Genomic DNA, 25,937 nt, shown 5'->3' with positions numbered 1-25,937 from the left:
ATTGGACAGGACTGACAGTGACGGATTTCGACGCGCTCACCCACGACCAGCAACTCGGCATCCTGCAGGAGACGGCGGAGGCGGCCATCGCCAACTACGATCTGCCGGCGGACGTTTCCGTCGCGATGATCAACCTGTCGGAGAACGCGACCTACAGGATCGCGGCTCCCGACGGCCGGCGCTGGGCGCTTCGCATCCATCGCGACGGCTACCATTCAAGGACGGCCATCCAATCTGAACTGGCCTGGCTGACCGATCTGCGCCAGACCGGGATCGTCCCCACACCGGTGCCGGTGGCGGGCAAGGATGGCGAGCAGATCCAGTGTATCGGCCATGCCAGATTGGCGCGACCGCGCAATGTCGTGTTGTCGCAATGGGAGGCCGGTGCGGAGCCGGGCATCGGCGAGGCGCTGGCCGAACCTTTCGAGGTGCTGGGCGAGGTCACCGCCCGCATGCACATCCATGCCCGGCAGTGGAAGCGCCCTTCCTGGTTCAGCCGCCATGTGTGGGATTTCGAGACGAGCCTCGGCGAGGAAAGCCCCCATTGGGGGCGCTGGCGCGACGGCATGGGCGTCGATGGCGAGAAAGCTGAACTCTTCGGCCGCACAGCGGAGCTGATCGGCCGCAGGCTCGCCGCCTTCGGCAAGGGCCATGACCGCTTCGGCCTCATCCACTGCGATCTGCGGCTCGCCAACCTTTTGATCGACGGCAAGACGGTGAAGGTCATCGACTTCGACGACTGCGGCTTCGGCTGGTTTATGTATGACGCGGCGACGCCCATCTCTTTCTACGAGCACGAGCCGCAGGCAGCCGATCTCATCCAGTCGTGGACGACCGGCTATCGCCGCGTGCTCGATCTGCCGAGGGCGGACGAGGACGAGATCCCGACCTTCGTGATGCTGCGCCGTCTGCTCCTGGTCGCGTGGATCGGCTCGCACGCGGAGACGGACCTCGCCAAGTCGATGGGCCTGCCCTACACCGAGGGAACGGTCGGACTGTGCGAGGCCTATCTGAGCAAGTTTTCCTAGTCTTGCCTGGCCGCCGCTCGAGGCCAATGCGCTATCATCACGCCAGGGCCTCCAGGCTCTCCGGCAGGATCTGGCCGCCGTCGACGATGATCGTCTGCCCCGTCACGTAGCCGGCTTCCTTCGATGCGAAGTAGAGCGCGGCGTGGCCGATGTCCTCCACGGTTCCGAGCCGCTTCAGCGGGATCGAGGCGGCCATGGTCTTCTGGTAGTCCTCGCCCAGGCCGGCAAGGCCCTCGGTGATGATGTTGCCCGGCATGACGGCGTTGACGGTGATGCCGTATTTCGCCAACTCGATACAGGCGGTGCGCATGAAGCCGAGTTGCCCGGCCTTGGTGGCGCCGTAGTGCGACCAGCCGGGAAAACCGGTGACCGGACCGGTGATCGACGACGTCAACACGATGCGGCCCTGGTCGGATGTCTTCAGATACGGCACCGCCGCCTTGACCGCGTGGAAGGTGCCCTTGAGGTTGGTGTCGACAACCTCGTCCCATTGTTGCGAGGTCATGTCCTCGAGCCGTGCCTGCGGGAAGATTCCGGCATTGGCGCACAACACGTCGATGCCACCGTTTCTCGCGGCTGCCGCCGCAAACGCAGCCTCCATACTGGGGAGCGAAGTGACGTCGCCAACCACGCCAAAGGCGCCGTGGCCAATCTCGGTGGCGGCGGCCTCGGCCTGGTCGAGATGGCGCGCGAGGACGGCGACCTTGGCGCCCGAGAGCGCGAACACCCGCGCTATGCCCTTGCCGATGCCTTTCGATCCGCCGGTAACGACGACGGACCGACCCTTCAAGGACTGGGTCATGATCTGAAGCTCCAAAATGAGACGGGGACAGAGTGATACCCCGTCCCCGTTGCCGAAAAGGATGCCAGGGTGATGTGCGCCCTTAGCCTTCGTTCACCATGTGACCGATGTTCTGGTACGCTTGGGGGTTGGCGGACTTCAACACGAAGCCCCAGATCAGGCCGACGACAAGGATCGCAAGCCCGACATAGGGGATGCTCCTGGCGAAGCCATTGGTGCCGCCAAGCGTCGCGAGATTGGCCACCAGCGTGTAGACGAGGACCAACTGGACAACCAGCGAGATCAACGGTGCGATGACCGTCGTCAGCATGCTGCCGCCGCCGTTCTTCTTGAACCACATGTAGATCGCCAGCGAGACGACGGCCTGCAGCACCAGCAGCAGTCCCGTGCCAAGCACCGCAAACAGCGTGTAGACGCCAAGCCAGGCCTGTCCCGACGGATCGTCGAAGCCGTAGGCCAGACCGTAGAGCAGCACCCAAATCGCCGCCAGCACCGACTGCAGGGCCGAGGCCTTGTGAGGGCTCTTGTGGTGGTCATGCGTCTCCGCGATCACCTGCGGCAGGACGCCCTCGCGCGCCAGCGAGTACAAATAGCGGGAAGCGGTGTTGTGGAAGGCCATGCCGCAGGCAAAGGAACTGGTCAGGATGAGCAGCGACATCAGCTGGTAGCCCCAGCCGCCGACAAAATTCTGAACCGGCGTCAGGAAGAAATTCACTCCGTCGGAGAATGCCTTGGCCACCATGTCGGCGTCGGTCGGATAGGCTGCCACCGCGCACCAACTGACGAAGGTATAGAACAGGCCAAGCCCGATCACCGAAATCAGCAGCGATTGCGGAATGATACGCTTAGGATCGCGGGATTCCTCGGCATAGTTCGGCGCCATCTCGAAGCCGACCCACGACCAGAACGCCATGAAGATGCCGACAGCCGCGGCGCCCGCGGGTATGGCCACGGTTCCGACTGTCTGCTCGGCGACAGGCGTGAACACCTTGAGCATATTCAGCGAGTCACCGGAAAAATTCGTCCCGCCATGGGCGAAGAGCACGCCCAGCGAGAAGATCACCAGCATGATCACTTCAAGGATGAGAGCTATCCCGAGCAGCCGCGCCGACAGCTTCACGTCGCGGTAGGCAAGTCCGGCGATGACCACGATCATGGCGAGCGCAAGCACGACCCACGGCACATTGATGCCCAAATGCTGGGAAATCCACAAATTGCCGAAAAATGCGAACAACCCGGTGAGCGAGGCCTCGAACAGCGAGTAGCAGGCGAGCGAGCCTATGCCCGCCGACATGCCGACCTCACGGCCGAGCCCCTGGCTGATGAAGGAGTAGAAGCCGCCGACGGACGAGACGCGCGATGCCATCGCGGCATAGCCGATCGAGAAGATGGTCAGCACGATCGTCGCCATCAGAAAGGCGGCCGGCGTATATTTGCCGATGCCGTAGCCTGCCGCGAACGGAACATTGCCCAGCATTGCCGACATAGGCGCGGCGCCGGTGACGGCCAGAAAGAGCACACCCGCCAGCCCCACGGCCTTCGAGTGCAAAAGGTTGATGCTATTACTCTTCGAGACGTCGATCGTCCCGCGTGCAGTATCTATGGCCATGAAGCCCCTCCATTCGTGACAGCTATCTGTCGTTCCCCGCACATGCGGCCGATGTGTCCCGGCCTGCGCGTGCTGCCATGACACTACGGAGGTAACGTCATTTTGCCAAGGCCATGATTTTGCATAGCTCGCCGCTCGACATGACGTGGCAATAGATCATGTTGATGATTTCGAGCTCCTTGCGATGAAGCTCGTCGGTCGCCGCCGCGCAGCAATCCTCGAGTACGATGACCGCATAGCTCTCATCCGCCAGGCTGCGCACCGTCGAGGACACGCACTGGTCCGTGAAGATGCCGCAACAGATGACATTCCTGATGCCGAGATTGTGAAGGATGAGGCGCAGATTCGTCCCAGTCAGCGCGGAATCGGTGGTCTTGGTCACCACGATCTCATCGCCGGCGGGCTGAAGTTCGGCAACGATCTGCGACGGCGCGTCGTTCTTCGGCAGCAGCAAATTGTTCCAGCCCGGCATTTTCTGGGACAGCGAGCGGTCGCGCCCATCCTTGGTGTGGCAGGCGATGCGGGCAAAAAGGCATTCGATGCCATTTTGCCGTGCCAACTCCAGCAGTCTTGCCGTGTTCGGTATGACCGTGCCGTGCATGCGCTCGTGGAACGGCGTCCACAGATCGTAACGCTGCTGTTCCTGCGGCGAAAGCGACGCGCGATCCGGTCGTTCCAGATACGTGTTCTGAACGTCGATGACCAGGACGGCGGTTTGCGCCGGCACCAGCACCGGATCATCCGGCTCGGGCGCACCGAGATAGTAGAGCGAACGGAATCCGGTTTTCCAGCTCATGCGGTCCTTTCAGAAGCGGAAGGTGAAAAGGCCGCGCGCCGCATAGGTCTCGGCGGCTTCTTCAATGAAACGGGCGATGCGTTCGGCCTGGTAGGTATCGCGCATCGTGGCGGCGGCCTCGAGCAATTCTTCCCTGGACTTGGCGCGGCCGGGACGCAGCAGTTCGTAGACCTGCATGATGAAATCCTGCGGCACCTCGACCAGCTCCGCCCCGCGCTCGAAGTTGAGCGCCAGCGTCGGCCGGCCGACATCGCGCGCCACGTCAGCCTGGGCCTGCAGCGCTTGCGGCGTGATGCGAAGGTCTTCCATCGTCACCTCGCCGGCAAGCACCGCATCCAGCGTGATCTCCGGAAGCGCCTTGCCGTGCTTGCCGGTCACGGCGCCAGGCTGGGTTTCGGCGAGCGGATAGTCGGCGCGCGTATGGGTCACGATTTCGCTCCCGTCAGGGTGATATCGACCTCTTCGGGAGCCGCACCGGCCTCGGTCAGTCCGGTTTCGATGGCGTAGATGAGGGCGACGCGGGCGTGGTAGCGGGACCCCATGGCCTCGCCGCGCTGCGGCACCACGATCGGCTCCGGCATTTCGCCCAGCGCGTAGGCCGCCGCATTGGCGCCCAGCGCACGATAGTGCTCCAGTCTGGTGATCGGCGCATTGGAAAACAGTTCGAGATTGTTGTGCGGCTGGCGGTCGCGCTGATGGATGACGGCCGTGCCCTTGGCCTGGATGCCGATGCCGATGCCGCTACCGGCAAGCCGGGCGGCGGACAGGCCGAGGAAGGAAGTATCGGCCGTATGGCGAAAGCGAACGACGCGCGCCTTGAGCCCGCGGGCGCGGATTGCATCGATCATGGCGCCGAGGACCTCGGAAAGTCGATGTCCGGCGGTCGTCCGGTAAAGCTTCAGCCCGAAGGCCGGGCTTATGCCGATGACCACATCGTCCTTCGCCGATCCGTTGGCGGCGGGCCCAAGATTGCGGTAGCGGATGTGCTTGGCCTCGTCCTTCTCGTGCAGGGCTTCCGAGCGCAGCACTTCCTTCTGATCAAGCACGTCGCGGATGTCGTTGAGTTGCAGGCGCCGTTCTTCGGAGACGCGATAGCCCGAGCCGGGGCCGAGATAGTCGTTCGGGTCGTTGACCGCACTGACGATGCGCCCGTTGCGGATCATGGCCGAGGTCTGGAGATAGTCGCCGGAAAGGCGCAGCTTCACCACGTTCAGCAGGTTCTCGGCCTCTTCGCGGAACCCGCGGTTGGCCAGCGCCTTGACCACATCGATCACGGTGATGCCGCGCTCCTTGATGGCCTCGCTGATGAAGGACACGTCGCGCGGCATCAGGCTGCGTGTATCGTCGGAACCGGAGGCATAGACCACGCTGGTCTTCATATCCTCGGTCGGCGTCGACAGGCCGAGTTCCTCGAACACGGCGGCAATCGCCTCCACCGCGCGCTCGCGCAACTCGATCGCGCGTGACTCGGGCAGTGGTGTCAGCCCGCCATCGGCCTCGAAATCGCGCTGCAGCACCAGATAGTCTTCCAGCTCCTCGCCATTGATCAGCGACGGGTTGAACGAGTTGTCGTATTTCAGGATCGATCCCATTCCGGAGCAGATCAGGTCCGAGCCTGCGATCAGGTATGGAAGGATCTTGGCGCCGACGCGAATCTCCGATTCGGTGGAGCGCGCGTCATTGCCCGATGCGCATTCGAGATCGAGCCAGACGGCGATGAGGTTCTCGGCCATCAGCTCGCGAACGCCACCGGGGATCGTGGCGGTCAAAGGCGCCCCGTCGATGCCGCCATTTTGCGTACCCTGCACACCCATGCCGCGCTGCAGGCAGAGGCAACGCGCCTCGAGGTAAAGCAGCGATTTGGCTTCATGGAAGCCCATCAGCAGCTCGGAGCCGGCGCCCGAGGTGCAGCGCATCTTGACGCCGCGCGAGGCATAGGCGGCGGCGAGAAATGCCTTGGACCACGGGGTGTCGTCGCCATCGGTGAACGATTTTTCGGTGCCGTAGACGGAAACGGTCTCGGCGTAGGAGGTGAAGCCGGCCATGGCGATGCGCAGCTCCTCGGCCTCCTCGCTGGAGCATTGGAACAGCGTTCCCCAGCGGCCGACGGCGCCGCCCACCGCGCACGCCACCGCGTTGGACCAGGCGTTGCGCGACACGCGCATCGTCGTCTCGATCTCGTCGAAGCCGAAGGCGACCGCGGTCGCGGCATCGGCGGCGAGCTGCAGCGGGTCGTCCTTGGCATTGGTGACATGCGCCTGGTTGCCCGGCGTCTTGCGGGCTCGCATCTTCGAATAGGCGAAGGCGATCTCCAGTGCGTTGAGCTGCGACACCACCTCGGCGAGTTTCGCCGGCGTCATGCCATGCGCAAGCCGCACCAGCTTTTCGCGAGGCACGTTCATGTCGACCAGCCAGCGCGCGACGGTCGCCGAGTCCAGCGCCATTGCTTCAAGCGCCACCTCCGGATCGATGTGATGGCGGGCAATGAAGCGATCGATCATGTCGTAGTCGTGTTCGAGCACCCCATCGAGGGACACGACGCGCCCGCCCTTGATGCCGATGCCGGGTTTGGGATCGGCCGGGCTGGAGAAGGCGGAGAAGCCGTTGGCAGGGTCTTCCGCCGCGAACTTGTCCAGCCGCAACGGCCGCTCGTCCCAGTCGGCGAAGCGCTTCCAGCGGTTCAGTTTCGGCGTCATGCGTGCGATCCTCGACCCGGCCGAAAGACTAGTGAATGCCCACTCGTCACACAATGGCCCGGATCGACCGTCGCCAAATGAGCCTGCAAGCATTCGATCGAAAAATCGCCCCGGCATGGCTTGCCCAACTGAAGCGCGTCGTTTCGAAGCTCCATTCTCTGCATATACTGCTGTCAGCCGAGAAGCTCGGCGGCGACTTCGAGCGTGTTGCGGAACGACGTTTCGAGATGGTGCTCCATCGCCTGCGCGGCGCCCTCGGCGTCGTTGCGCCTCAGCGCATCGAGAATGGCCCCGTGCTGCTCGATCGTTTGTTCGCCATAGCCGGGCTTCGGGATGGCGAGGGTGCGGCCCCGATCCATCTGCGCTTTGGAGATGTCGACGGCGCGCCAGATTCCCGGCAGGCCGCAGATCTCGGCGATGGTGCGGTGGAAGACGTCATCGAGCTGGATCGCGGTGGCATATCTGCCGCGCAATATGGCGAGCCGGTGCGCCGCCATGTTGTCCTCCAGACGTTCGCCGGCTGATGGCGTGAATTTGACGGCCGCGCGCCTCGCACTTTCCATCTCCAAGGCGCGGCGGATGACGTAGGCTTCTTCCAGGTCGACGCGGTTGATCGGGGCGACATAGGTGCCGGTCTGCGCCAGGATCATGACGAGGCCCTCGTCGCTGATGCGCTTGACCGCTTCGCGCACCGGTGTGCGCGAGACGCCGAGGGCTTCGGCGATGGCCAGCTCGTTGATGACTTCCCCCGGCTTCATCTGGCCGACGACAATCAGATTGCGGATCTTGTGATAGATCTGATCGCGCAGCGGCAGCGCCCGATTGAGCGTCGAAGGATCCAGGTCCATGGCAAATCCACGTCTTCGTTCACCAGAAGGGGTCAGATTATATTGGAATGCCGCGTGTTCGATAGGCCGGCTCAACGAGGCGGAAGCGCGCTTGATCTTGCGCGTTTCGGGATCCCCTAGAGTGACTGTTGGGGGGCCGCTTCGGCGATCCTGCGGAGAGAATTTCCAATTTTAGCGGTGGATTTGGAATAAACTAACTCTACAGAGTTGATAGAATAAGCAAAGTGCGCTGGCGATCTGGTTTTCCCGTACAGGACTCCGCCATGCCCGCTCGTTTGCGCCCGCTTACAACGCCGTCAGGCCGCCGCCGAATTGCGGGAGGCCAGCCATGACCAGGGACGTTCCCGACCGCATCAAGGTTCTCTGGTTCCTGCCGACGCATGGCGACAGCCGGTATCTCGGCACTACCCAAGGCGGCAGGGCTGTCGACCTGCCGTATCTGACACAGGTGGCCAAGGCCGCAGATACGCTGGGCTACTACGGTGTCCTGCTGCCGACCGGCCGCGCCTGCGAGGATTCCTGGGTGATCGCCTCCGCGCTCGCTCCGCTGACCGAGCGGCTGCGCTTCCTCGTCGCCGTGCGGCCGGGCCTGCAATCGCCGACGCTCGCCGCGCGCATGACCGCGACGCTCGACCGCATCTCCAATGGCCGCCTGCTGATCAATGTCGTCACCGGCGGCGATCCGCTGGAGAACAAGGGCGACGGCATTTTCCTGTCGCATGCCGAGCGCTACGAGGTGACACAGGAATTCCTGCAGATCTACAAGCGCGTGCTGAGCGGCGAGACGGTCGAGCACCAGGGCGAGCATTTCCACATCGAGGACGGCAGGCTGCTGTTCCCGCCGGTGCAGAGGCCGTATCCGCCGCTCTATTTCGGCGGCTCGTCCGATGTCGGATCGGTGGTGGCGGCGCAGGAGATCGACAAATACCTGACTTGGGGCGAACCGCCCGCCGACGTCGAGCGCAAGCTGGACGCCGTGCGTGAACTGGCTGAGAAGGCCGGCCGAAAACTCTCCTTCGGCATTCGCCTGCATGTCATCGCGCGCGAAACGACCGAACAGGCCTGGGCGGCCGCCGACAGTCTGATCAGCCGGCTCGATGACGCGACGATCGCCTCGGCGCAGAAAGTCTTTGCCCGCATGGATTCGGTCGGCCAGGCGCGCATGAGCGCGCTGCATGGCGGCAGCCGTGACAAGCTCGAGATCGCACCCAATCTCTGGGCCGGTGTCGGCCTGGTGCGCGGCGGCGCTGGGACGGCTCTCGTCGGCGACCCCGACACGGTCGCGGAGCGCATCGACGAATACCGCCGCCTCGGCATCGACACCTTCATCCTGTCCGGCTACCCGCATCTGGAAGAAGCCTATCGTTTCGGTGAACTGGTGCTGCCGAAACTGCCGACCGATCATCCTGTCAAAGCCGCAGGCACGTCGGTCAACACCGGACCGTTCGGCGAGACCATCGCCGGCGATCACCGGCCGAAGTCGCTCGCCAGCGCCTCGTGAACGCGCTGCCTCCGGCCCGCCGCTTGCGCGTCGCCATCATCGGCGGCGGCTTTTCCGGTGCGGCGGTGGCCTGGCATCTGGTGCAGGCGTATCAGCCGGGGCGCCTGGTGGTTTCGGTGATCGAGCCTCGCGCCGCGATTGGCGGCGGCCTGGCCTATTCCAGCGACGAGCCGTCGCACCGGGTGAATGTCCCGGCCGTCAGAATGAGCATGGCGCCCGACGACCCGCAGCATTTTGCCCGCTGGTTGGCCGGCAGCGGAGAACTCGACCATGACACGGACGCGCTCTGGAAGAACGGCGACGCCTATCCGCGCCGCCGCGTGTTCGGCCGCTATGTCGCCGAGCATCTCGCTCCTTATCTTGCTTCAGGCATGGTTCGTCATGTGAAGGGCGCCGCCACAGGTGTGATGCGCGAAGGTGATGGCCTTAGCTGGACCGTGCAGACATCCGCCGGGCCTGCCGCCGCCGACATCGTCATCCTCGCCGCGACGCATCCTGCGCCCGCAATCCCGGCAGCACTTGCCTCCTTGGCTGAAGCACCTGGTTTCATCGCTGATCCCTACGGCACCTCGGCATTAGCCGGAATCGGTCCGGACGCCTCGGTGCTGATCGTCGGCTCCGGGCTGACCTCGGCCGACATGGTGGCCGAGCTTGCTCGCCGCGGCCATCGCGGCCGCATCCTGGCGCTGTCGCGCCGCGGGCTGCGCTCGCGCGGTCATCCCGATGTCAGAGGCGAACCGTTTGGCGATTTTGCCTCGGCGCCGGCCACATCGGCGCTTGGCTTGCTGAAGAACATCCGCGCCACGCTTGCCGCGGCGCGGGCCGCCAGCGTCAACTGGCAGTCGGTTTTCGACCAACTGCGCCTGCAGGGGCCGGTGCTGTGGGCCGCCCTTGCACCGCCGGAGCGGGCAAGGCTGGTCCGCCAGCTGCGCGTGTTCTGGGATGTCCATCGCTTCAGGATCGCACCGCAAATTGCTTCCGTACTCGAACGCCGCCAGAGCGCCGGAACGTTCGACACCATTGCCGCCAGGCTTGTCGCGTCGAATGATGAGGGCGACAGCCTCGCGGTCAGCTTTCAACGGCGCGGCCAGACACGGATCGAGACGGCCCGCTTCGATGCCGTTATCAACACGACAGGACCGGCTCATGGTCAGGCACTACAGCTTAATCCGGCGCTACGCTCCCTGGCTGAAGCCGGGCTGATCAAGGTCGACGCCTACGGGCTGGGCATCGCGACCACACTTGATAGCCGTGCTATCGGCCGGGATGGCAAGGCGGTCACCAGGCTCTTCGTTGCCGGTCCGCTGGCGCGGGGCACCTTTGGCGAACTCATGGGCCTGCCGGAGGTCGCCCGCCATGCTCAGATGGTCGCGGGAGAGATTACAAGGCTGGCCGAGAGGCTCCCGTCCGCTGAGATCGCGCGCTGACAAGCCGAAGGCGGCCCGGCCGGGCAAAATTGGTATTTCCGTCCCAAGAGGGCCTCAAAAATGGAAAATCCTACTTTGTATATATAATCAGTAGACATAATAAATATTGGCGAAATCCGGCTGCGACCGGACCGATCAACGACACGGCCTGAATGGGAGACATTTCATGGCACATGCAGAGACCGACGCGGTCAAGTTCGCCTACTGGGTGCCGAATGTTTCGGGCGGCCTGGTGATTTCCAACATCGAGCAGCGCACCAACCATTCGGCCGAATACAACCGCAAGCTGGCGCAGATCGCTGAGAAGGCCGGGTTCGACTACGCGCTGAGCCAGATCCGTTTCACCGCCGGCTACGGCGCCGACGAGCAGCATGAATCGGTGGCCTTCAGCCATGATCTGCTGGCGGCCACCACGACGCTCAAGGTCATCGCGGCGATCTTGCCAGGCCCTTGGAATCCGGCGCTGGCGGCCAAGCAGCTCGCCACCATCAGCTATCTGACCAATGGCCGCGTCGCCATCAACCTCGTCTCCGGCTGGTTCCGTGGCGAGTTCCACGCCATCGGCGAGCACTGGCTCGACCATGACGAGCGTTATCGCCGTTCGGAGGAATTCATCCGTGCGCTGCGCGGAATCTGGACGGAAGAGAGCTTCACCTTCCGCGGCGATTTCTACCGATTCAACGAGTACTCTTTGAAGCCGAAGCCGCCGCAGCTGCCCGAAATCTTCCAGGGCGGTTCTTCGCGCGCCGCACGTGACATGGCATCGCGCGTTTCGGACTGGTACTTCACCAACGGCAACACGCCGGCCGAGATCGCCAAGCAGGTCGACGACCTCAAGGCCAAGGCCAAGGCCAACCACCATTCCGTCAAGGTCGGCGTCAATGCCTTCGCCATCGTTCGCGAGACCGAGGAAGAGGCCAAGGCGGTGCTCGCCGAAATCATCGGCAAGGCCAACCCCGAGGCCGTCAACGCTTTCGGCCACGAGGTCAAGAACGCCGGCAAGGCTTCGCCCGAAGGCGAGGGCAACTGGGCGAAATCCACCTTCGAGGATCTGGTCCAGTACAATGACGGGTTCCGCTCCAACCTGATCGGCACGCCAAGGCAGGTCGCCGAGCGCATCGTCGATCTGAAGCGCGCCGGCGCCGATCTCATCCTGCTCGGCTTCCTGCACTTTCAGGAAGAGGTCGAATATTTCGGCAAGCGCGTCATCCCGCTCGTTCGCGAGCTGGAGGATGCCGAACAGGCAGCTTCACTGGCAGCGGAATAGCCATCCCGCACGCTGGCCGGGAAGTCTCCGGCCAGCACACGAATGAAGATACCCGGCGCGCTCGAAGGATCGAGCCGCAACGAGGATTTGTGCGCCTGCTGAAGCAATCGAGGACGATTGGAATGCCGTTGGCCAGCTATGCCCTTGGAATGATGGAGGCCTCGGTTTATGCGCCGGAGGTTTTTGCGCGTGGCTTGCCGTCAGTATTGCGCCGTGAGCAGCAATCCGAAGGCAACACCGAACCCACGGGGGCCGAGCCCACGGGTTCTGTCACGGCCGCCGCCGCTCCGCTGCTCTCGCTGCAAGGTATAGGCCTGTCGTTTGGCGGCGTCGTCGCACTGGCCGATATCGACCTGTCGGTGCACCCTGGCGAAATCCGCGCCATCATCGGCCCGAACGGCGCCGGCAAGAGTTCGCTGATCAACGTCATCAGCGGCGTCTACCGGCCGGATCGCGGCCATGTCCAACTCGACGGCGTTAGCTATGTCCAGGTGCCGACACAGCGGTTGGCGCATCTCGGCGTCGCCAGGACCTTTCAGAACCTGGCTCTGTTCAAGGGCCTCAGCGTTCTCGACAATGTCGCGTCCGGCCTCGCCTACAAGGTCCGCTCCAATTTCGCCGGCCAGGTGCTCGGCATTGGCCGCTCGCGTGGCGAGCAACGTGATTCACGCAGCCGAGCCAACCAGATCCTCGAATTCCTTGATCTCGCCACTGTCCGCGATCGTCTCGCCGGCACGTTGCCCTATGGGCTGCAGAAGCGGGTCGAACTGGCCCGCGCTCTGGTCGCCGAGCCTCGCTTGCTTCTGCTCGACGAACCGATGGCCGGCATGACCGCAAGCGAGAAGAACGAGATGGCTGACTTCGTGCGTGCCGCGCGCGACCGTTTCGCCACCACCGTCGTGTTGATCGAGCACGATGTCGGCGTCGTCATGGGCCTGTCCGACCGCATCGCCGTTCTCGACTATGGCCGCAAGATCGCCGACGCCACACCAGACGAAGTCCGCAACGATCAGCGCGTCATCGATGCCTATCTCGGCGTCGCCTCCGACAATGAGGACGGGGCAGGCATATGATCGCCGATTTCGACTACCAGTTCTTCATCGAAGTGCTCGTCGGCGGCCTGCTCTCCGGCGTCATGTACTCGCTGGTCGCGATCGGTTTCGTGCTGATCTACAAGACCTCGGGCGTGCTCAATTTCGCGCAGGGCGCGATGCTGCTGTTCGCCGCACTCACCTTCGTCAGCCTCGTCGAGCGCGGCATTCCGTTCGCGCTGGCGCTGGTGATCACCTTCGCCATCATGGTGGCGATGGGTGTCGCCATCGAGCGCGCGGTGCTCAGGCCGCTCACCAACAAGCCGCCGATCACTTTGTTCATGGCGACGCTCGGCCTCTCCTACATCATCGAGGGCGCCGCCCAATTGATCTGGGGCACGCAGGTTCACGGCCTCGACCTCGGCATCGAGGACGTGCCGCTCGAAGTCGGCGGCGTGCTGATCAGCCAGTTCGACATTTTTGCCGCGGTGGTGGCCGCCGGCATGGTTCTGCTGTTGTCGCTGTTCTTCCGTTACACCCGCATCGGCCTCTCCTTCCGCGCCGTTGCTGACGATCAGTTCGCAGCACTCGCGGTTGGGCTGCGGCTGCCGCTGATCTGGGGTACTGTCTGGGCCGCGGCCGGTCTCGTCGCGCTTGTCGCGGGGCTGCTCTGGGGCGCTCGCCTCGGCGTGCAGTTCTCGCTCTCCCTGGTGGTGCTCAAGGCGCTGCCGGTGCTGGTGCTCGGCGGCTTCGATTCCATCCTTGGCGCCATCGTCGGCGGGCTCTTGATCGGCGCTAGTGAGAAGCTCGCGGAGGTCTATATCGGCGACTATTTCGGCGGCGGCATCGAGAGCTGGTTCGCCTATGTCGTAGCCCTTGTCTTCCTCTTGATCCGTCCCTCCGGCCTGTTTGGCCAGAAGCTCGTGGAAAGGGTCTGAGCCATGGCAGCGATCACAAGCGATTTCTCCACGGCGCCAGCCCTGCCGAAATGGATCGTGCCCGTTCTGCTGCTCGCCATCGCCTATGGCGTCGTGCCGCTGATCGGCTCAAGCTATCTGTTCGAGGCCATCCTGCTGCCGTTCCTGGCGCTCAGCCTTGCCGGCGTGGGCTTGAACATCCTCACAGGCTATGCCGGCCAGGTTTCGCTGGGCAGCGCCGCCTTCATGGCGGCAGGCGCCTTCGCCGCCTACAATTTCAACTTGCGCGTCGATGGCCTGCCGCTGATCGGCAGCATCTTTCTCGCCGGCATTGTCGCCGCCGCGATCGGCATCGTCTTCGGCCTGCCCAGCCTGCGGTTGAAGGGTTTCTATCTCGCCGTCTCGACGCTTGCCGCGCAGTTCTTCGTGCAATGGACGCTGACCAAGTTCAGCTGGTTTTCCAACGACTCGGCGTCCGGCGTCATCGACGCGCCGAAGCTGTCGATTTCAGGCTTCGCGTTCGACGGCGCCGTCGGCCGCTATCTCTTTGCGCTCACCATCGTCAGCATCCTCACCTTCCTGGCCTATCGGCTGGTGTCGTCGCAGACCGGGCGCAACTTCATCGCCATCTGCGACAATGAAACCGCTGCCCGCATCATCGGCATTCCGGTGCTGAAGACCAAGCTTCTGGCCTTCGCCATCTCCTCCTTCATCATCGGTGTCGCCGGCGTCATCTGGGCCTTCGCCTATCTGCGAACCGTCGAGCCGGCCGGCTTTGATCTCGACCGCTCGTTCCAGATCCTGTTCATCATCATCATCGGCGGCCTCGCTTCGATCCGTGGCGCCTTCTTCGGCGCCGCTCTGATCGTTGTCTTCCCGCTCGCTCTGTCTCGCCTCGGCGGCTTCCTGCTCGGCGATGTCTTCGACTCGGGCGTGCTCGACATGAGCCAGCGCATCGTGCTCGGCGCCCTCATCATCCTGTTTCTGATCCTGGAACCCGATGGGCTGGTTGCCCTGTGGGACAGGGTCCGAAGACGGCTCCTGTTCGCCTGGCAGTCGACCTGAGCCCCGCATTCGCATTTGAAAATGAACCAGAGGCCGAACCAAGACGGCCCATACCGGGAGTACCCTGACAATGACCTTCCTCAGCACCATCAAGGCGGCGGCGCTGTCCGCGGCGATGATTGTGTCGGTGGCCTTGCCCGCCGCCCACGCCGATGAACAATATTTCCCGCTGCAGAGCTATCGCGTCGGCCCCTATGCGGCCGGCGGCACCGGCTTCTTTGGCGGCTTCATCGACTACCTCAACCTCATCAACATCCGCGACGGCGGCGTCAATGGCGTCAAGCTGACCTGGGATGAGTGCGAGACCCAATACGAGGTCGAGCGCGGCGTCGAATGCTACGAGCGGCAGAAGAGCCATGCCGCCGCTGCTGCCTGGAACCCGCTCTCGGTCGGCATCGCCTATGCCATGATCGACCGCATCACCGCCGACAAGGTGCCGCTGATCACCGTCAACCACGGCCGCACCGATTCCACCGACGGACGCGTTTTCCCTTACGTTTTCCCACTGCTGCTCAACCCCTACAGCGAGACCTCGGGCATCGTGAATTACATCGCCTCGAAGGAAGGCGGCATCGACAAGCTGAAGGGCAAGAAGATCGTCGTGCTTTATCACGGCTCGCCCTATGGCAAGGAGACCATCCCGATCTATGAATTGCTGGCGCAGAAATACGGCTTCACCGTGCAGCAGATCGAAGTGCCGCATCCCGGCAACGAGCAGCAGTCGCAGTGGTTGACCATCCGCAGCGCCAAGCCGGATTTCGTCGTCCTGCGCGGCTGGGGCGTGATGAACCCGGTGGCGCTGAAGACGGCGGTCAAGGTCGGCTATCCCGTCGACCACATCGTCGGCAATGTCTGGTCGAATTCGGAAGAGGATGTCATCCCCGCCGGCGACGCCGCCAAGGGCTACACCGCCATCACCACACAGGCTTCCGGCAACTCCTATCCGGTGGTGCAGGAGATCGTGAAGACCGTCTACGGCGCTGGCAAGGGCAACCTTGAAGACAAGTCGCGCATCGGCTCGGTCTACCACAATCTCGGCATCGTCAACGGCATCCTCAATGTCGAGGCGATCCGTGTCGCGCAGGAGAAGTTCGGCCATCGCACGCTGACCGGCGACGAAGTCCGTTGGGGCTTCGAACATCTCAACCTCGATCCGGCCAAGGTCGAGGCGCTCGGCGCCAAGGACCTGTTCCACTCGATCAATGTCAGCTGGGACAATCACGAGGGCGAGGGCTACGTGACCTTCCAGCAGTGGGACGGCAAGAAGTGGAATGTCGTCTCCGACTGGATCGCGCCGGACTGGGCGCTGCTGCGGCCGATCATCGAGAAGTCTGCAGAGGCCTATGCCGCCGAGAAGGGCATCAAGCTGCGCACCGCCGATGATGCCAACGCCGTGACCACCAACTGACCAGCCGATGCCGGGCGCCACGGAGAGGTTTCCGTGGTGCCCGGCCTCCAGGGTTTCTCGGACCGCGGAGGAAGAGCCATGCCGGACAATGACGTCATCCTTGCGGTGGACAGGGTCCACGCCACCTACAACCACGCCATCACGGCGCTGCATGGCGTCTCCTTCGAGATCCGGCGCGGCGAGATCCTGGCGCTGCTTGGCGCCAACGGCGCCGGCAAGACCACCACGCTGAAGGCCGTCTCCAACCTGCTGCCGGCCGAGCGCGGCCAGGTCAATGCCGGCACCATCCACTATGATGGCTCGGATGTCTCGCGCCGCAAGCCGGGCGACCTCGTGCGCACCGGCCTGGTTCCGGTGCTGGAAGGCCGCCACTGCTTCAAGAGCCTCACCGTCGAGGAAAACCTGATCGCCGGTGGCATCGGCCGCAGCGGCCGCCGTACCCAGATCAACACGGATCTCGAACGTATCTACGGCTATTTCCCCCGCCTCAGGGAAAAGCGCCGGACATTGTCAGGCCTGACCTCCGGCGGCGAACAGCAGATGACCGCAATCGGCCGGGCGCTGATGTCGCGGCCGCGCCTGCTGGTCCTCGATGAGCCGTCGATGGGGCTTGCCCCGCTGATTGTCCAGGACATCTTTCAGACACTGAGAAAACTCAACCGCGAGACCGGCCTGTCCATCCTGGTCGCCGAGCAGAATTCCGCTGTCGCTCTGCGCTATGCCGACCACGCCACGGTGCTCGAAAACGGCGTCTCCGTTCTCTCCGGCGCGGCTGCGGATCTTCGCCAGCGCGAGGACGTGCGTGCCTTCTATCTCGGTCAATCGACCACCGGCCAACAGCCATCGCGAGCTGCCAAACCAGCCCATCTCCATGCCGTTGCCTGAAACCAGATATCAAGGAGCAGTGAAATGACCGTCTCGACCGTCAAGACAGACCACGCCTCCGCCGCCGTGCCACCGGTCGCAAGGCCGTCGGTGCCGGCACACATCATCAAGGACGACGCCGAGGCGATCGCGGTCGCCCGTGCGCTCGCCGCCGAATTCGTCAAGGACTCCTCCAAGCGCGATCGCGAGCGCATCTGGCCGGTTGCCGAACTCGACGCCTTTTCGCAAAGCGGCCTGTGGTCGATCAATGTGCCGAAGGCCTTCGGCGGACCGGAAGTGTCCTACGTCACGCTGGCCAAGGTGATCGAGATCATCTCGGCAGCGGATTCCTCCATCGGCCAGATCGCCCAGAACCATCTCGGCGTCATCGCCGCGATCCACACCGTGTCGGATGCGGAACAGCAGAAACTGCTGTTCGCCGAAGCGCTGAAGGGCACGCGGTTCGGCAATGCCTTTTCCGAGTTCGGATCCAAGCGCGCCGCCGATTTCGAGACCCGCTTCACCGATGCCGGCGACCATGTCGTCGTCAATGGCCGGAAATTCTATTCTTCCGGCGCGCTGCTTGCCCATCTGGTGCCGATCGTGGCGCTCGATGACGAAGGCCGTGCCTGGTATGCGATCGCCGACCGTGGCGCGCCGGGCCTCACCGTCATCGACGACTGGTCGAGCTTCGGCCAGCGCACGACTTTGTCCGGCACCGTCATCATCGACAACGTCAAGGTGCCGAAGACGCATCTGGTGCCCGGCTACAAGGGCTATGACAAACCGACCGCCGACGGCGCCATCTTCCAGATCATCCAGGTGGCGGTCGACACCGGCATTGCGCAGGCGGCGATCGACGAGACGGTTCACTTCGTCAGGACCAGAAGCCGCGCCTGGATCGACAGCGGCGTCGACAATGCCTGGGACGATCCCTACACCATCCAGGCGGTCGGCGACCTGACGCTGCGCCTGCACGCCGCGCAGGCGCTGCTCGAAAAGGCCGGCCGCGCCATTGACACGGCAGTGGCCAAGCCGACGGCGGAGACGGTGGCGCATGCGCAGATCGTCACTGCCGAGGCGAAAATCCTGTCAACCGAGATTGCGATCGCCGCGACCAACAAGCTGTTTGAACTGGCCGGCACGCGCTCAACTCTGGCCGAGCACAATCTCGACAGGCATTGGCGCAATGCCCGCACCCACACGCTGCACGATCCGGTACGCTGGAAGTACTCGATCCTCGGCAAATATTTCCTCAACGGCGAAAATCCGCCGCTGCACGCCTGGAGCTGATTTCCCGTCGCCGGGCCGGTGGCCCGCCACTTCAAACTCGACATCCAAGAGGCCCACTGCCATGTCAAACCCAACAGTCGTCGGCTTTTCCGGCAATATCACCCGGCCGTCAAAGACGCGCGCTTTCGTCGAACTGGTCACCAGGGATATCGCCGCCCGCCACGGCCAGTCGGCTGTTACCTACGACATCGAGGATGTCGGCCCGTCGCTAGGCACGGCAAGGTGGGCGCGAGACCTCGACAGCCAGGCGCAACCGATCCTGGCCCAGATACTCGCCACTGATGTGCTAGTGGTCGGCTCGCCGACCTACAAGGGCAGCTATACCGGACTGTTCAAGCACTTCTTCGACCTGATCGATCCGGCGGCACTGCGGGGCAAGCCCATCCTTTTGACCGCGACCGGCGGCGGCGAGCGTCATGCCCTGATCGTCGAGCACCAGCTGCGGCCACTGTTCGGCTTCTTCGAGGCCTTTACGCTGCCGACCGCCGTCTACGCCACCGACAAGGATTTCACCGACGGCGTATTGCGCTCCGAGGCCATCCTTAAGCGCGCGGCGCAGGCGGTGGACGAGGTCGGCTTCGTGCTGGCCAACCGCTCGTCGAGCAGGGTCGCCGCGGAGTAGCAGCCCGACAGCGGATTTCGCCGATCGAAATCCGCCGGGGCAACACCTCGCTTACGTGCAATTTACGACCGCCCCGCTACAAAGTTCCTGTCTGATTCGCCCGGGACAGGAACACCATGAGCAAAGCCCTCACGACCTTCGCACTCGTCGCCGTGCTAACCGCCTTGCTCATGGCGCTGAGCCTTGCGGTGGCCCGGCACGGCTATCCCTATGGCGCGATCGGTGCCAGGCGCCTCGACGGCATCGCCGATGCCGGAACCTTCATCCCGTTGGCTGCCGTCTTCTTCTTCAGCGCACTGCTGATGATGATCCTGCCGATCAGGGCGGCCAGCATTGTGCTGACCCATGCCGCCGACGCGATCTTCTGGACGGTGATCGTGCTGTTTGCCACCATTGTCGGCGGCCTTCTCGCCCGATGGGCCTTCGGTCAGGGCAATGCGTTGCTCGCGTTGCTGAACTGGCGGTTCCTGTTTGCCGTGGCGGTGGTCGGCTGCCACTTCGTCATGAACGAATTGCGCCGCAACGTGCTGTTGCGCAGCCTGTTCTTCGTGATCTTCGCCGCCGCGACGCTGGCTTGCCTGTTCTGGTCGTTCGCGCTCTAGAAAAGAGCGGAATATTCGTCCGCCTGCGCTGGCTTGGATCGAGCGTTGTTCCACGTGCGATAAGAGCATCGAGCGCGGGGCCTTCGACGTCGAACACCTGCAGCCCGGCTCTCCGTCAGGTCATGACGGCGCTCGCGGAGTCGGCCCGCAGGCTGGGCGTGCTGGTCAAGGGCTGGGCGCCCTACCTATGTCGTCAGGAGAGCTGTCGGGACGGGCCGGCCGATGGCGCGTCTACTGTTTGCCGGAAAGCGTCTTCTCGACATAGCGGGCGAAGTCCTCGACATCTTCTGCCGGAGGCTCCTGGCCGGTGAAGCTGCGCAGATACGAGGCGACCTGAGCCAGGCGGGTGCTCATCGGCTCGTTGAGCTCGAGCGAGTAATAGCCGATCTGCATGAAATAGAGCACGCGCGCCCGCACGAACGCATCTTCTTCCTCATAGCCATGACGTATGTACATGTCGCGTATGGCATTGACGCGCTCCTCGTCGGCCTCGTCGAGTGCGCGCCGGATTGCGGGCGAGCGGCGGGCCCAGGCCCTGATCGCGAAGTCCAGCCGGGGATCGAACAGCCTCTCGTCGACCCAGCATTCGAAAATACTCATCACCCCGCGGATGACGGTCGCGGAAGGTCGCGAGGCGCGCTCGACGATGAACCTGGTGTTGGTCTGCCGCCAATAGTCCAGCAACTGGTCGAGCAGATCCTGGCGGCTCTTGAAATACCAGTAGAAGCTGGAACGCGAGACGTCGAGCTGCTGGCCAAGCGTCAGCACGCGGACGCGTTCGACACCATCCGAGATCAATGTTTCAAGCGCCAGCTTCAGCCAGTCTTCACGAGTGGCCTTGATGTTGCCGGTGGCGCCGGCACGCTGAATCGTCGTTTCGAGTGCTGCCATCATCACGACGCATGACACGCCACATCAGGCAAATCAAGGCTATGGACATATCTGTCTAGGGCAATTCGTTTGGGCCTGGCGGGCGTCTCGCGGAAATTAGCCGGGTTGCTATCGATGGGGCGCTGACGCCGCCGCACGATCGGCGGAGCGGCAGGCCTGGGGATTTTTGTCGCGGCTATTCGGTCAGTGCGTGCTTTCCCGCAAGGCATTTGTCTGGCAAATACCAATTCAGACAGATGCCGCCGCGCGGCCAACCAGCAGGAAAGACCAGGACATGGCGCAGTTTCGAAAGAACCTCATCGATGGCGAGTGGGTCGGCGATGCCGGGTCCCGCAACATCAACCCCTCGGACACCGGCGACGTCGTCGGCGAATACGCCTCGGCGGGTGTCGAACAGGCCAAGCAGGCCATCGCGGCGGCCAAGGCGGCGTTTCCGGCATGGTCACGCTCCGGTCCGCTGGCGCGCCACGCGGTGCTGAAGAAGGCGTCCGACGAGATCATGGCGCGCAAGGACGAAATCGGCCGCAATCTGGCGCGTGAGGAAGGCAAGACGCTGGCCGAGGGCATCGGCGAAACCATTCGCGCCGCTCAGATATTCGATTTCTTTGCCGGCGAAACATTGCGTCTGACCGGAGAGATGGTGCCAAGCGTGCGGCCGGGTGTCGGCGTCGAGATCACGCGCGAGGCGGTCGGCGTCGTCGGTATCATCACGCCGTGGAATTTCCCCATCGCCATCCCGGCCTGGAAAATCGCTCCGGCGCTGGCCCACGGCAACACCATCGTCTTCAAGCCGGCCGAACTCGTCCCCGAAAGCGCCTGGTCGATCGTCGACATCCTGCATCGCGCCGGCCTGCCCAAGGGCGTGCTCAATCTGGTCATGGGCAAGGGTTCGGTGGTCGGCCAGGCGATGCTCGACAGTCCCGACGTCAACGCCATTACCTTCACCGGCTCGGTCGGCACCGGCAAGCGGGTCGCGGCAGCAAGTGTGGAGCACATGCGCAAGTTCCAGCTTGAAATGGGCGGCAAGAACCCGCTGGTCGTGCTCGACGACGCCGATCTCGCGGTCGCCGTCGATTGCGCGCTCAACGGTGCTTTCTTCTCGACCGGCCAACGCTGCACGGCCTCTTCCAGGCTGATCGTCACCGAAGGTATCCATGACCGTTTCGTCGATGCCCTGAAGGACCGCATGGGCAAGCTGGTGATCGGCGACGCGCTCGACGCGCAGACCCAGATCGGCCCGGTCGTCGACGCGACACAGCTGCAGCAGGACGAGGACTATATCGCCATCGGCGTCAGGGAAGGCGCCACGCTTGCCTTCGGCGGCGAACGGCTCGACCGCAAGACGCCGGGCTTCTACCTCAGCCCGGCGCTGCTAACCGAGGCCACCAATGCCATGCGCAGTTCGCGCGAGGAGATTTTTGGCCCTGTCGCCAGCGTCATCCGCGTCAAGGACTATGACCAGGCGCTTGCCATCGCCAACGAAACGCCCTTCGGGCTGACCTCGGGCATCTGCACATCGAGCCTGAAGCACGCCACCCATTTCAAGCGCAATTCGGAGGCCGGCATGGTCATGGTCAACCTGCCGACGGCGGGCGTCGACTTCCACGTGCCCTTCGGCGGCCGCAAAGGCTCGAGCTTTGGCCCGCGCGAACAGGGCCGTTATGCCGCGGAGTTCTACACCACCGTCAAGACCGCCTATACATTTGCAGGCTGATCGGGCGCCGGCTCATCGGCCGGCGAGCTTTCACCGTGGAAACGGCACGGGGCAATGGCATTGCAGGAGCTGACCTGGCTTAACCCGCCGCCGCATCACGCCATCGACGGCGATGCCGTTCGTGTACGCACCGGCAAGGAGACCGATTTCTGGCGCGAGACCTTCTACGGCTTCTGGCGTGACAACGGCCACTTCCTGCGTCGGCCGGTTGAGGGCGACTTCAGCGCTGAAGTCACGGTCAAGGGCGATTACAAGGTGCTCTATGACCAGGCCGGGCTGATGATCCGGCTGAGCGAAACGCATTGGATCAAGGCCGGCATCGAATACACCGACGGCCTTGCCTATGTCTCCGTCGTCGTCACCAACGACACATCGGACTGGTCGCTGGTTGCCATTCATGCCGATCCGAACGGCGTCAGGATCCGCCTGACCCGCCATGGCGAGGCGATCCGCGTCCAGTATCTCGATGCTTCGGACGGCCATTGGAAGCCGGTGCGGCTTGCCTATTTCCCGGTCTCGAAGACGGTCGATGTCGGCATGATGTGCTGCTCGCCGCAGCGCGAGGGTTTCGAGGTCGCATTCTCCGGATTTTCGGTCGGGCCGCCGATTTCGCGGGAGTTGCACGACTGACGGCTGGCGACATCGCGGCCACAGGTGTGTCCGGAGCCGCTGCGGCTGGAGCTTCGGCAGGCAGCCGTTTCACCAGGGGACGTGTAGGATCTCCAGCTTCGGCAAACCGACCGGCCGGATGCCGAGATCGTTGGCGAGCAGGCCAAAGGCTTCGGTCTCGATCAGGTCGCGATAGGGAAGTTCGGGGAAGCGAAGGCCGCCGCGATGCAGAGCGGCATCGACCAGAAGCATGGTCCCGCCGACCGCATCAAGGCCGATGATATCGAGATGCCTGACATCGCTGAGATGATACCGGTGTGGCGTTTGCGCCCGAGGCTGGTGAAGACCTCCGCGTATGTCGCGATAGTAGCGATAATCCTTGATCTGTCGTCTGATCACGAAGCTGTTGAAGTCGAAGCTGCCGCCGCCGGCGATCTTCACGCAGTTGGGCACCGCGATGCGATGTCCAGTGGCGATCAGTCGGTTGAGGGCATCGGCGGGAAAGCGCCAGACATCGATATCGATCCATAGCGCCCAGTCGTCGTCTTCCTTCAACCCGTGATCGATCAGGTAATTGCGCACCTTGGCAATCGCACCGCGCCTTACGCGTTGCATGCGAGGCTTTGCCCGTTTTGCCCTGTCGAGCCGGGTTCCAACCTGCTTCTGCAGCAGGATAATGTCGCGATATTTGCCGGCTAACTGCTTTGTAGAGGCCCGCAGCCGGTCCCAGCTTCCATCCAGGCTGTCGCCTTCGCAGAAGACGAGCTTGATCCTGTCCTTGGGATAATCGAGCCCATCCAGCGCATCGAGAAAGGGTTGGATGAGGTCGGCGGCGTCGCGAAGCGGCACCAGAACGGCGATGTTCTGGCCTGAAGGCGGCGGTGCCGCCAGGACCGCCTTGTCGACACTGGCTTTCGCAACGGCCTCATCCAGAAACGCGCCGCGCGTCAGCTGGTACCGGAGCCGATAGGCTCGGTTGCGCAGTTTGGTTGTCCATTTCGGCGGTGGCTCCGGAGTCCACCATGTGCCGGCCCAGTGATGGATCGAAAGTGCCGGCGTGCCGTCGTCGGCCTCACGCTCCGTGCTGCCGGCCGATGTCACCAGCGTGAACAGGCTGGAAGGATGAATGGCGAAGGCCGCCTGATCGCTGTAACCGCGCTGTGCGGAGGTCAAAAGGCAAGGACCGGTCGCGTCGAGCACATCCTTGGCGCCGGCGAGCCCCGGCATCATGGACAGGAGATGCAGCCAGAATGGATGGCGAGGCGGGCTCGCCATTGTCCCGTTGAACAGCAGATAGGGCAGGCCCCGGAAATCCGCCTGGACGGCCGCATGCGACGCCGGCTCCTTGCACAGCACGACACGGGTCTCGTCCATGATCGGATCGAAGGCGGCGACGCATTCGCAGTCGATGTCGGCATAGACCCCGCCAAAATGATGCAGGAGCATATAGCGGGCCGCGTCCGACCGCTGCACGCCATTCGTGTAGCTGCAGAACATCGGCAGGAAGTCCGGGTAATGCTCGGCCACGAATTCGAGCAGCATCCTGTCGCTCCAGAACATCATCATCCAGTGCGGATTATGCCGCTTCCAGCTGTCGGCATAGGTCTGGAAGCGTGCGGGAATGGTGTCGGTTTTCCAAGACTGGTGCAGGATTGCTGGAATCATCCGGCGGCACCGTTCAGTCCAAGCCCGTCACGAACGGCGTCGCGGATCGCTTGCGGGCTGAACCTTGCCCACACCGCCTGATGCGCGCGAAGCCGTTGCCGCGCCCTGCGTTCGGGATCGAGGCAGAGTCCGATGGCCATCTCGGCAAGCGTGTCGTCGGAGGGAGACAGCAGCACCTCGTCATTTTCGACCAGGTCCAGGCCTTCGGCCGCGACCGGCGTGGCGATCACCGGCACGCCCGCGGCCATTGCTTCCAGGATCTTGATGCGTGTGCCGCCGCCCGCCGTCAGCGGGACGATGGTCAGATGCGCGCTCGACAAGAACGGCGCCACATCCACGGGGTCTTCGATGAGCTCCACACCGGGCAATCCAGCCAATGCCCGCACCTCCGGTGTCGGGGTGCGTCCCGCCACGACGAGCCTGGCATCCGGCAGGGCGTTGCGGATACGGGGCAATATGACACTGGTCAATCGCTGCATGGCATCGACGTTTGGCGGATAGGCGAGATGGCCGATGAACACGATCACCGGAAAGCCGTTGCCGGTCGACGGCTCAGCGGGCAGGGGACCATCCCCGGCTTGCGGAATTCCGTTCGGAACGACGTCGATCGGGATCTTGTGCCGGGAAAGCGTCATCAGCTTCTGGCGATCCAGGTTCGAGCAGACCCAGACCCTGTCGACAAGGGACAGTGCCTTCCTCTCGAGGAACCTGACGCCGAATGCCGCCGCGGTTCGCTTGGCACTGAGACGCCTGATCTGCCCGGCCAGGTCGGACTCGACATTGTGCATGTCGAGAATGAGCTGCTCAGCCAGCGGCCGCAGGGGCCGCAGCAGCTTGAACAGGCTGACGCTCTCGACAATGATGGTGTCCGGCCGGAATTCACGGGCGAGTGCCTCGAGCCGCGTCAGGGCGGAACGCGGTATGCGGTTCTCCGCCCTTGAGCGCCACCAGCCGATCGAGGCCGTGCGGGGCTCTCCCGTGATCGACAGGCCCTCGACGCGGATTGACGGACCGGGAGCATTCGCTGCTATCTTCGGCTTCACCGAAACCAGGCAGACCGGTCCGAACCTGGCAGCCGCTTCGGCGTTGCGGAAGTTTCTCAGATCCGAACCCGAAGCCGGCGGAAAGGCCGGGTCGTGCGACACGACCAGCGTGCGCTTCTCGGCCGCGTGCGCGGGAGCGGACACTGGCGGCGTTGTGCCAGGCAGGGGGCCTAATTCAGATGGCATTTCAGAACGATTCCGTGACCACAAGCATCGGCGCCACCTTGTTTAGCTGAACA

23 protein-coding genes are annotated in these 25,937 nt (G+C 63.7%); 14 read left to right on the top strand and 9 right to left on the bottom strand.

Features of this window, described 5'->3' with window-relative positions; genetic code table 11:
- Positions 1 to 17: 17 nt before the first annotated feature.
- Positions 18 to 1,028 carry a phosphotransferase enzyme family protein gene (locus HGP13_RS01390; protein ID WP_172220489.1) on the top strand — a complete coding sequence of 337 codons (1,011 nt, stop codon included), beginning with the start codon at positions 18 to 20 and terminating at the stop codon, positions 1,026 to 1,028.
- A gap of 37 nt (positions 1,029 to 1,065) precedes the next feature.
- On the opposite strand, the gene fabG is transcribed toward HGP13_RS01390, so the two are convergent.
- The 6 genes from fabG to HGP13_RS01360 form a co-directional block, all read right to left on the bottom strand.
- The gene (gene fabG, locus HGP13_RS01385; RefSeq protein ID WP_172220486.1) at positions 1,066 to 1,830 is read right to left on the bottom strand and encodes a 3-oxoacyl-ACP reductase FabG; all 765 of its coding nucleotides are present in this window, start codon (positions 1,828 to 1,830) and stop codon (positions 1,066 to 1,068) included.
- Between the two features lie 82 nt (positions 1,831 to 1,912).
- The gene (locus tag HGP13_RS01380; RefSeq protein WP_172220483.1) at positions 1,913 to 3,439 is read right to left on the bottom strand and encodes an APC family permease; all 1,527 of its coding nucleotides are present in this window, start codon (positions 3,437 to 3,439) and stop codon (positions 1,913 to 1,915) included.
- A gap of 97 nt (positions 3,440 to 3,536) precedes the next feature.
- Positions 3,537 to 4,235, bottom strand: a complete 699-nt coding sequence (locus HGP13_RS01375) for a cysteine hydrolase family protein (protein WP_172220481.1) — start codon at positions 4,233 to 4,235, stop codon at positions 3,537 to 3,539.
- A 9-nt stretch (positions 4,236 to 4,244) separates the two neighbouring features.
- Complete coding sequence (locus tag HGP13_RS01370; RefSeq protein ID WP_172220479.1) at positions 4,245 to 4,664, bottom strand: diol dehydratase small subunit; 420 nt, start codon at positions 4,662 to 4,664, stop codon at positions 4,245 to 4,247.
- Positions 4,661 to 6,931 (bottom strand): propanediol/glycerol family dehydratase large subunit, encoded by a 2,271-nt coding sequence (locus HGP13_RS01365; RefSeq protein ID WP_172220477.1) that lies wholly within the window; start codon positions 6,929 to 6,931, stop codon positions 4,661 to 4,663. Before HGP13_RS01365 ends, HGP13_RS01370 begins: the two co-directional genes overlap by 4 nt.
- A 173-nt stretch (positions 6,932 to 7,104) precedes the next feature.
- The gene (locus HGP13_RS01360; protein WP_172220475.1) at positions 7,105 to 7,779 is read right to left on the bottom strand and encodes a GntR family transcriptional regulator; all 675 of its coding nucleotides are present in this window, start codon (positions 7,777 to 7,779) and stop codon (positions 7,105 to 7,107) included.
- Positions 7,780 to 8,107: 328 nt separating this feature from the next.
- Between HGP13_RS01360 and ssuD the strand changes: the two genes are divergently transcribed.
- The 11 genes from ssuD to HGP13_RS01305 all read left to right on the top strand — a co-directional run bounded on the left by ssuD (position 8,108) and on the right by HGP13_RS01305 (position 19,776).
- On the top strand, positions 8,108 to 9,280 hold the full coding sequence (gene ssuD / locus HGP13_RS01355; RefSeq protein WP_172220473.1) for an FMNH2-dependent alkanesulfonate monooxygenase: 1,173 nt from the start codon (positions 8,108 to 8,110) through the stop codon (positions 9,278 to 9,280).
- On the top strand, positions 9,277 to 10,707 hold the full coding sequence (locus HGP13_RS01350) for an FAD/NAD(P)-binding protein (protein ID WP_172220471.1): 1,431 nt from the start codon (positions 9,277 to 9,279) through the stop codon (positions 10,705 to 10,707). The genes ssuD and HGP13_RS01350 overlap by 4 nt, the downstream gene beginning before the upstream one ends.
- A 166-nt stretch (positions 10,708 to 10,873) precedes the next feature.
- On the top strand, positions 10,874 to 11,974 hold the full coding sequence (sfnG, locus tag HGP13_RS01345) for a dimethylsulfone monooxygenase SfnG (protein WP_172220469.1): 1,101 nt from the start codon (positions 10,874 to 10,876) through the stop codon (positions 11,972 to 11,974).
- 122 nt (positions 11,975 to 12,096) lie between these two features.
- Positions 12,097 to 13,047: an ABC transporter ATP-binding protein gene (locus tag HGP13_RS01340; RefSeq protein WP_172220467.1), complete on the top strand. Its 951-nt coding sequence runs from the start codon at positions 12,097 to 12,099 to the stop codon at positions 13,045 to 13,047.
- Positions 13,044 to 13,943, top strand: coding sequence for a branched-chain amino acid ABC transporter permease (locus HGP13_RS01335; protein ID WP_172220465.1), 900 nt, complete (start codon positions 13,044 to 13,046; stop codon positions 13,941 to 13,943). The genes HGP13_RS01340 and HGP13_RS01335 overlap by 4 nt, the downstream gene beginning before the upstream one ends.
- 3 nt (positions 13,944 to 13,946) lie before the next feature.
- Positions 13,947 to 14,987: a branched-chain amino acid ABC transporter permease gene (locus HGP13_RS01330; protein WP_172220463.1), complete on the top strand. Its 1,041-nt coding sequence runs from the start codon at positions 13,947 to 13,949 to the stop codon at positions 14,985 to 14,987.
- Between the two features lie 70 nt (positions 14,988 to 15,057).
- Positions 15,058 to 16,395, top strand: a complete 1,338-nt coding sequence (locus tag HGP13_RS01325) for an ABC transporter substrate-binding protein (RefSeq protein ID WP_172220460.1) — start codon at positions 15,058 to 15,060, stop codon at positions 16,393 to 16,395.
- A gap of 78 nt (positions 16,396 to 16,473) precedes the next feature.
- Entirely contained in the window at positions 16,474 to 17,280 is an 807-nt protein-coding gene (locus tag HGP13_RS01320) for an ABC transporter ATP-binding protein (protein ID WP_172220457.1), read from the top strand.
- Positions 17,281 to 17,304: 24 nt separating this feature from the next.
- On the top strand, positions 17,305 to 18,552 hold the full coding sequence (locus HGP13_RS01315; RefSeq protein WP_172220454.1) for an SfnB family sulfur acquisition oxidoreductase: 1,248 nt from the start codon (positions 17,305 to 17,307) through the stop codon (positions 18,550 to 18,552).
- 61 nt (positions 18,553 to 18,613) lie between these two features.
- Positions 18,614 to 19,174: an FMN reductase gene (msuE, locus tag HGP13_RS01310; protein ID WP_172220451.1), complete on the top strand. Its 561-nt coding sequence runs from the start codon at positions 18,614 to 18,616 to the stop codon at positions 19,172 to 19,174.
- 116 nt (positions 19,175 to 19,290) lie between these two features.
- Positions 19,291 to 19,776: a hypothetical protein gene (locus tag HGP13_RS01305; protein ID WP_172220448.1), complete on the top strand. Its 486-nt coding sequence runs from the start codon at positions 19,291 to 19,293 to the stop codon at positions 19,774 to 19,776.
- A gap of 231 nt (positions 19,777 to 20,007) precedes the next feature.
- Here HGP13_RS01305 and HGP13_RS01300 read toward each other — a convergent pair whose 3' ends face one another.
- Positions 20,008 to 20,667: a TetR/AcrR family transcriptional regulator gene (locus HGP13_RS01300; protein WP_172234578.1), complete on the bottom strand. Its 660-nt coding sequence runs from the start codon at positions 20,665 to 20,667 to the stop codon at positions 20,008 to 20,010.
- Positions 20,668 to 20,941: 274 nt separating this feature from the next.
- Between HGP13_RS01300 and HGP13_RS01295 the strand changes: the two genes are divergently transcribed.
- The gene (locus HGP13_RS01295) at positions 20,942 to 22,381 is read left to right on the top strand and encodes an aldehyde dehydrogenase family protein (RefSeq protein ID WP_172220445.1); all 1,440 of its coding nucleotides are present in this window, start codon (positions 20,942 to 20,944) and stop codon (positions 22,379 to 22,381) included.
- A gap of 54 nt (positions 22,382 to 22,435) precedes the next feature.
- Entirely contained in the window at positions 22,436 to 23,011 is a 576-nt protein-coding gene (locus tag HGP13_RS01290) for a DUF1349 domain-containing protein (RefSeq protein WP_172220442.1), read from the top strand.
- A gap of 69 nt (positions 23,012 to 23,080) precedes the next feature.
- Here HGP13_RS01290 and HGP13_RS01285 read toward each other — a convergent pair whose 3' ends face one another.
- Both HGP13_RS01285 and HGP13_RS01280 read right to left on the bottom strand, forming a co-directional pair.
- Positions 23,081 to 24,655: a glycosyltransferase gene (locus HGP13_RS01285; protein ID WP_172220439.1), complete on the bottom strand. Its 1,575-nt coding sequence runs from the start codon at positions 24,653 to 24,655 to the stop codon at positions 23,081 to 23,083.
- Positions 24,652 to 25,842, bottom strand: coding sequence for a glycosyltransferase family 4 protein (locus HGP13_RS01280; protein ID WP_246707252.1), 1,191 nt, complete (start codon positions 25,840 to 25,842; stop codon positions 24,652 to 24,654). Before HGP13_RS01280 ends, HGP13_RS01285 begins: the two co-directional genes overlap by 4 nt.
- Between the last annotated feature and the right edge of the window lie 95 nt (positions 25,843 to 25,937).

The sequence above is a fragment of the Mesorhizobium sp. NZP2077 genome, assembly GCF_013170805.1.
Taxonomy (GTDB): domain Bacteria; phylum Pseudomonadota; class Alphaproteobacteria; order Rhizobiales; family Rhizobiaceae; genus Mesorhizobium.
This window is presented reverse-complemented; position numbering and strand designations above follow the sequence as displayed.

Coding starts and splice junctions, on each gene's coding strand:
- fabG (WP_172220486.1), bottom strand. CDS start 1,830: ATGACCCAGTCCTTGAAGGGTCGGTCCGTCGTCGTTACCGGCGGATCG.
- HGP13_RS01380 (WP_172220483.1), bottom strand. CDS start 3,439: ATGGCCATAGATACTGCACGCGGGACGATCGACGTCTCGAAGAGTAAT.
- HGP13_RS01375 (WP_172220481.1), bottom strand. CDS start 4,235: ATGAGCTGGAAAACCGGATTCCGTTCGCTCTACTATCTCGGTGCGCCC.
- HGP13_RS01365 (WP_172220477.1), bottom strand. CDS start 6,931: ATGACGCCGAAACTGAACCGCTGGAAGCGCTTCGCCGACTGGGACGAG.
- HGP13_RS01360 (WP_172220475.1), bottom strand. CDS start 7,779: ATGGACCTGGATCCTTCGACGCTCAATCGGGCGCTGCCGCTGCGCGAT.
- ssuD (WP_172220473.1), top strand. CDS start 8,108: ATGACCAGGGACGTTCCCGACCGCATCAAGGTTCTCTGGTTCCTGCCG.
- sfnG (WP_172220469.1), top strand. CDS start 10,874: ATGGCACATGCAGAGACCGACGCGGTCAAGTTCGCCTACTGGGTGCCG.
- HGP13_RS01340 (WP_172220467.1), top strand. CDS start 12,097: ATGCCGTTGGCCAGCTATGCCCTTGGAATGATGGAGGCCTCGGTTTAT.
- HGP13_RS01335 (WP_172220465.1), top strand. CDS start 13,044: ATGATCGCCGATTTCGACTACCAGTTCTTCATCGAAGTGCTCGTCGGC.
- HGP13_RS01330 (WP_172220463.1), top strand. CDS start 13,947: ATGGCAGCGATCACAAGCGATTTCTCCACGGCGCCAGCCCTGCCGAAA.
- HGP13_RS01325 (WP_172220460.1), top strand. CDS start 15,058: ATGACCTTCCTCAGCACCATCAAGGCGGCGGCGCTGTCCGCGGCGATG.
- HGP13_RS01320 (WP_172220457.1), top strand. CDS start 16,474: ATGCCGGACAATGACGTCATCCTTGCGGTGGACAGGGTCCACGCCACC.
- HGP13_RS01315 (WP_172220454.1), top strand. CDS start 17,305: ATGACCGTCTCGACCGTCAAGACAGACCACGCCTCCGCCGCCGTGCCA.
- msuE (WP_172220451.1), top strand. CDS start 18,614: ATGTCAAACCCAACAGTCGTCGGCTTTTCCGGCAATATCACCCGGCCG.
- HGP13_RS01305 (WP_172220448.1), top strand. CDS start 19,291: ATGAGCAAAGCCCTCACGACCTTCGCACTCGTCGCCGTGCTAACCGCC.
- HGP13_RS01300 (WP_172234578.1), bottom strand. CDS start 20,667: ATGGCAGCACTCGAAACGACGATTCAGCGTGCCGGCGCCACCGGCAAC.
- HGP13_RS01295 (WP_172220445.1), top strand. CDS start 20,942: ATGGCGCAGTTTCGAAAGAACCTCATCGATGGCGAGTGGGTCGGCGAT.
- HGP13_RS01290 (WP_172220442.1), top strand. CDS start 22,436: ATGGCATTGCAGGAGCTGACCTGGCTTAACCCGCCGCCGCATCACGCC.
- HGP13_RS01285 (WP_172220439.1), bottom strand. CDS start 24,655: ATGATTCCAGCAATCCTGCACCAGTCTTGGAAAACCGACACCATTCCC.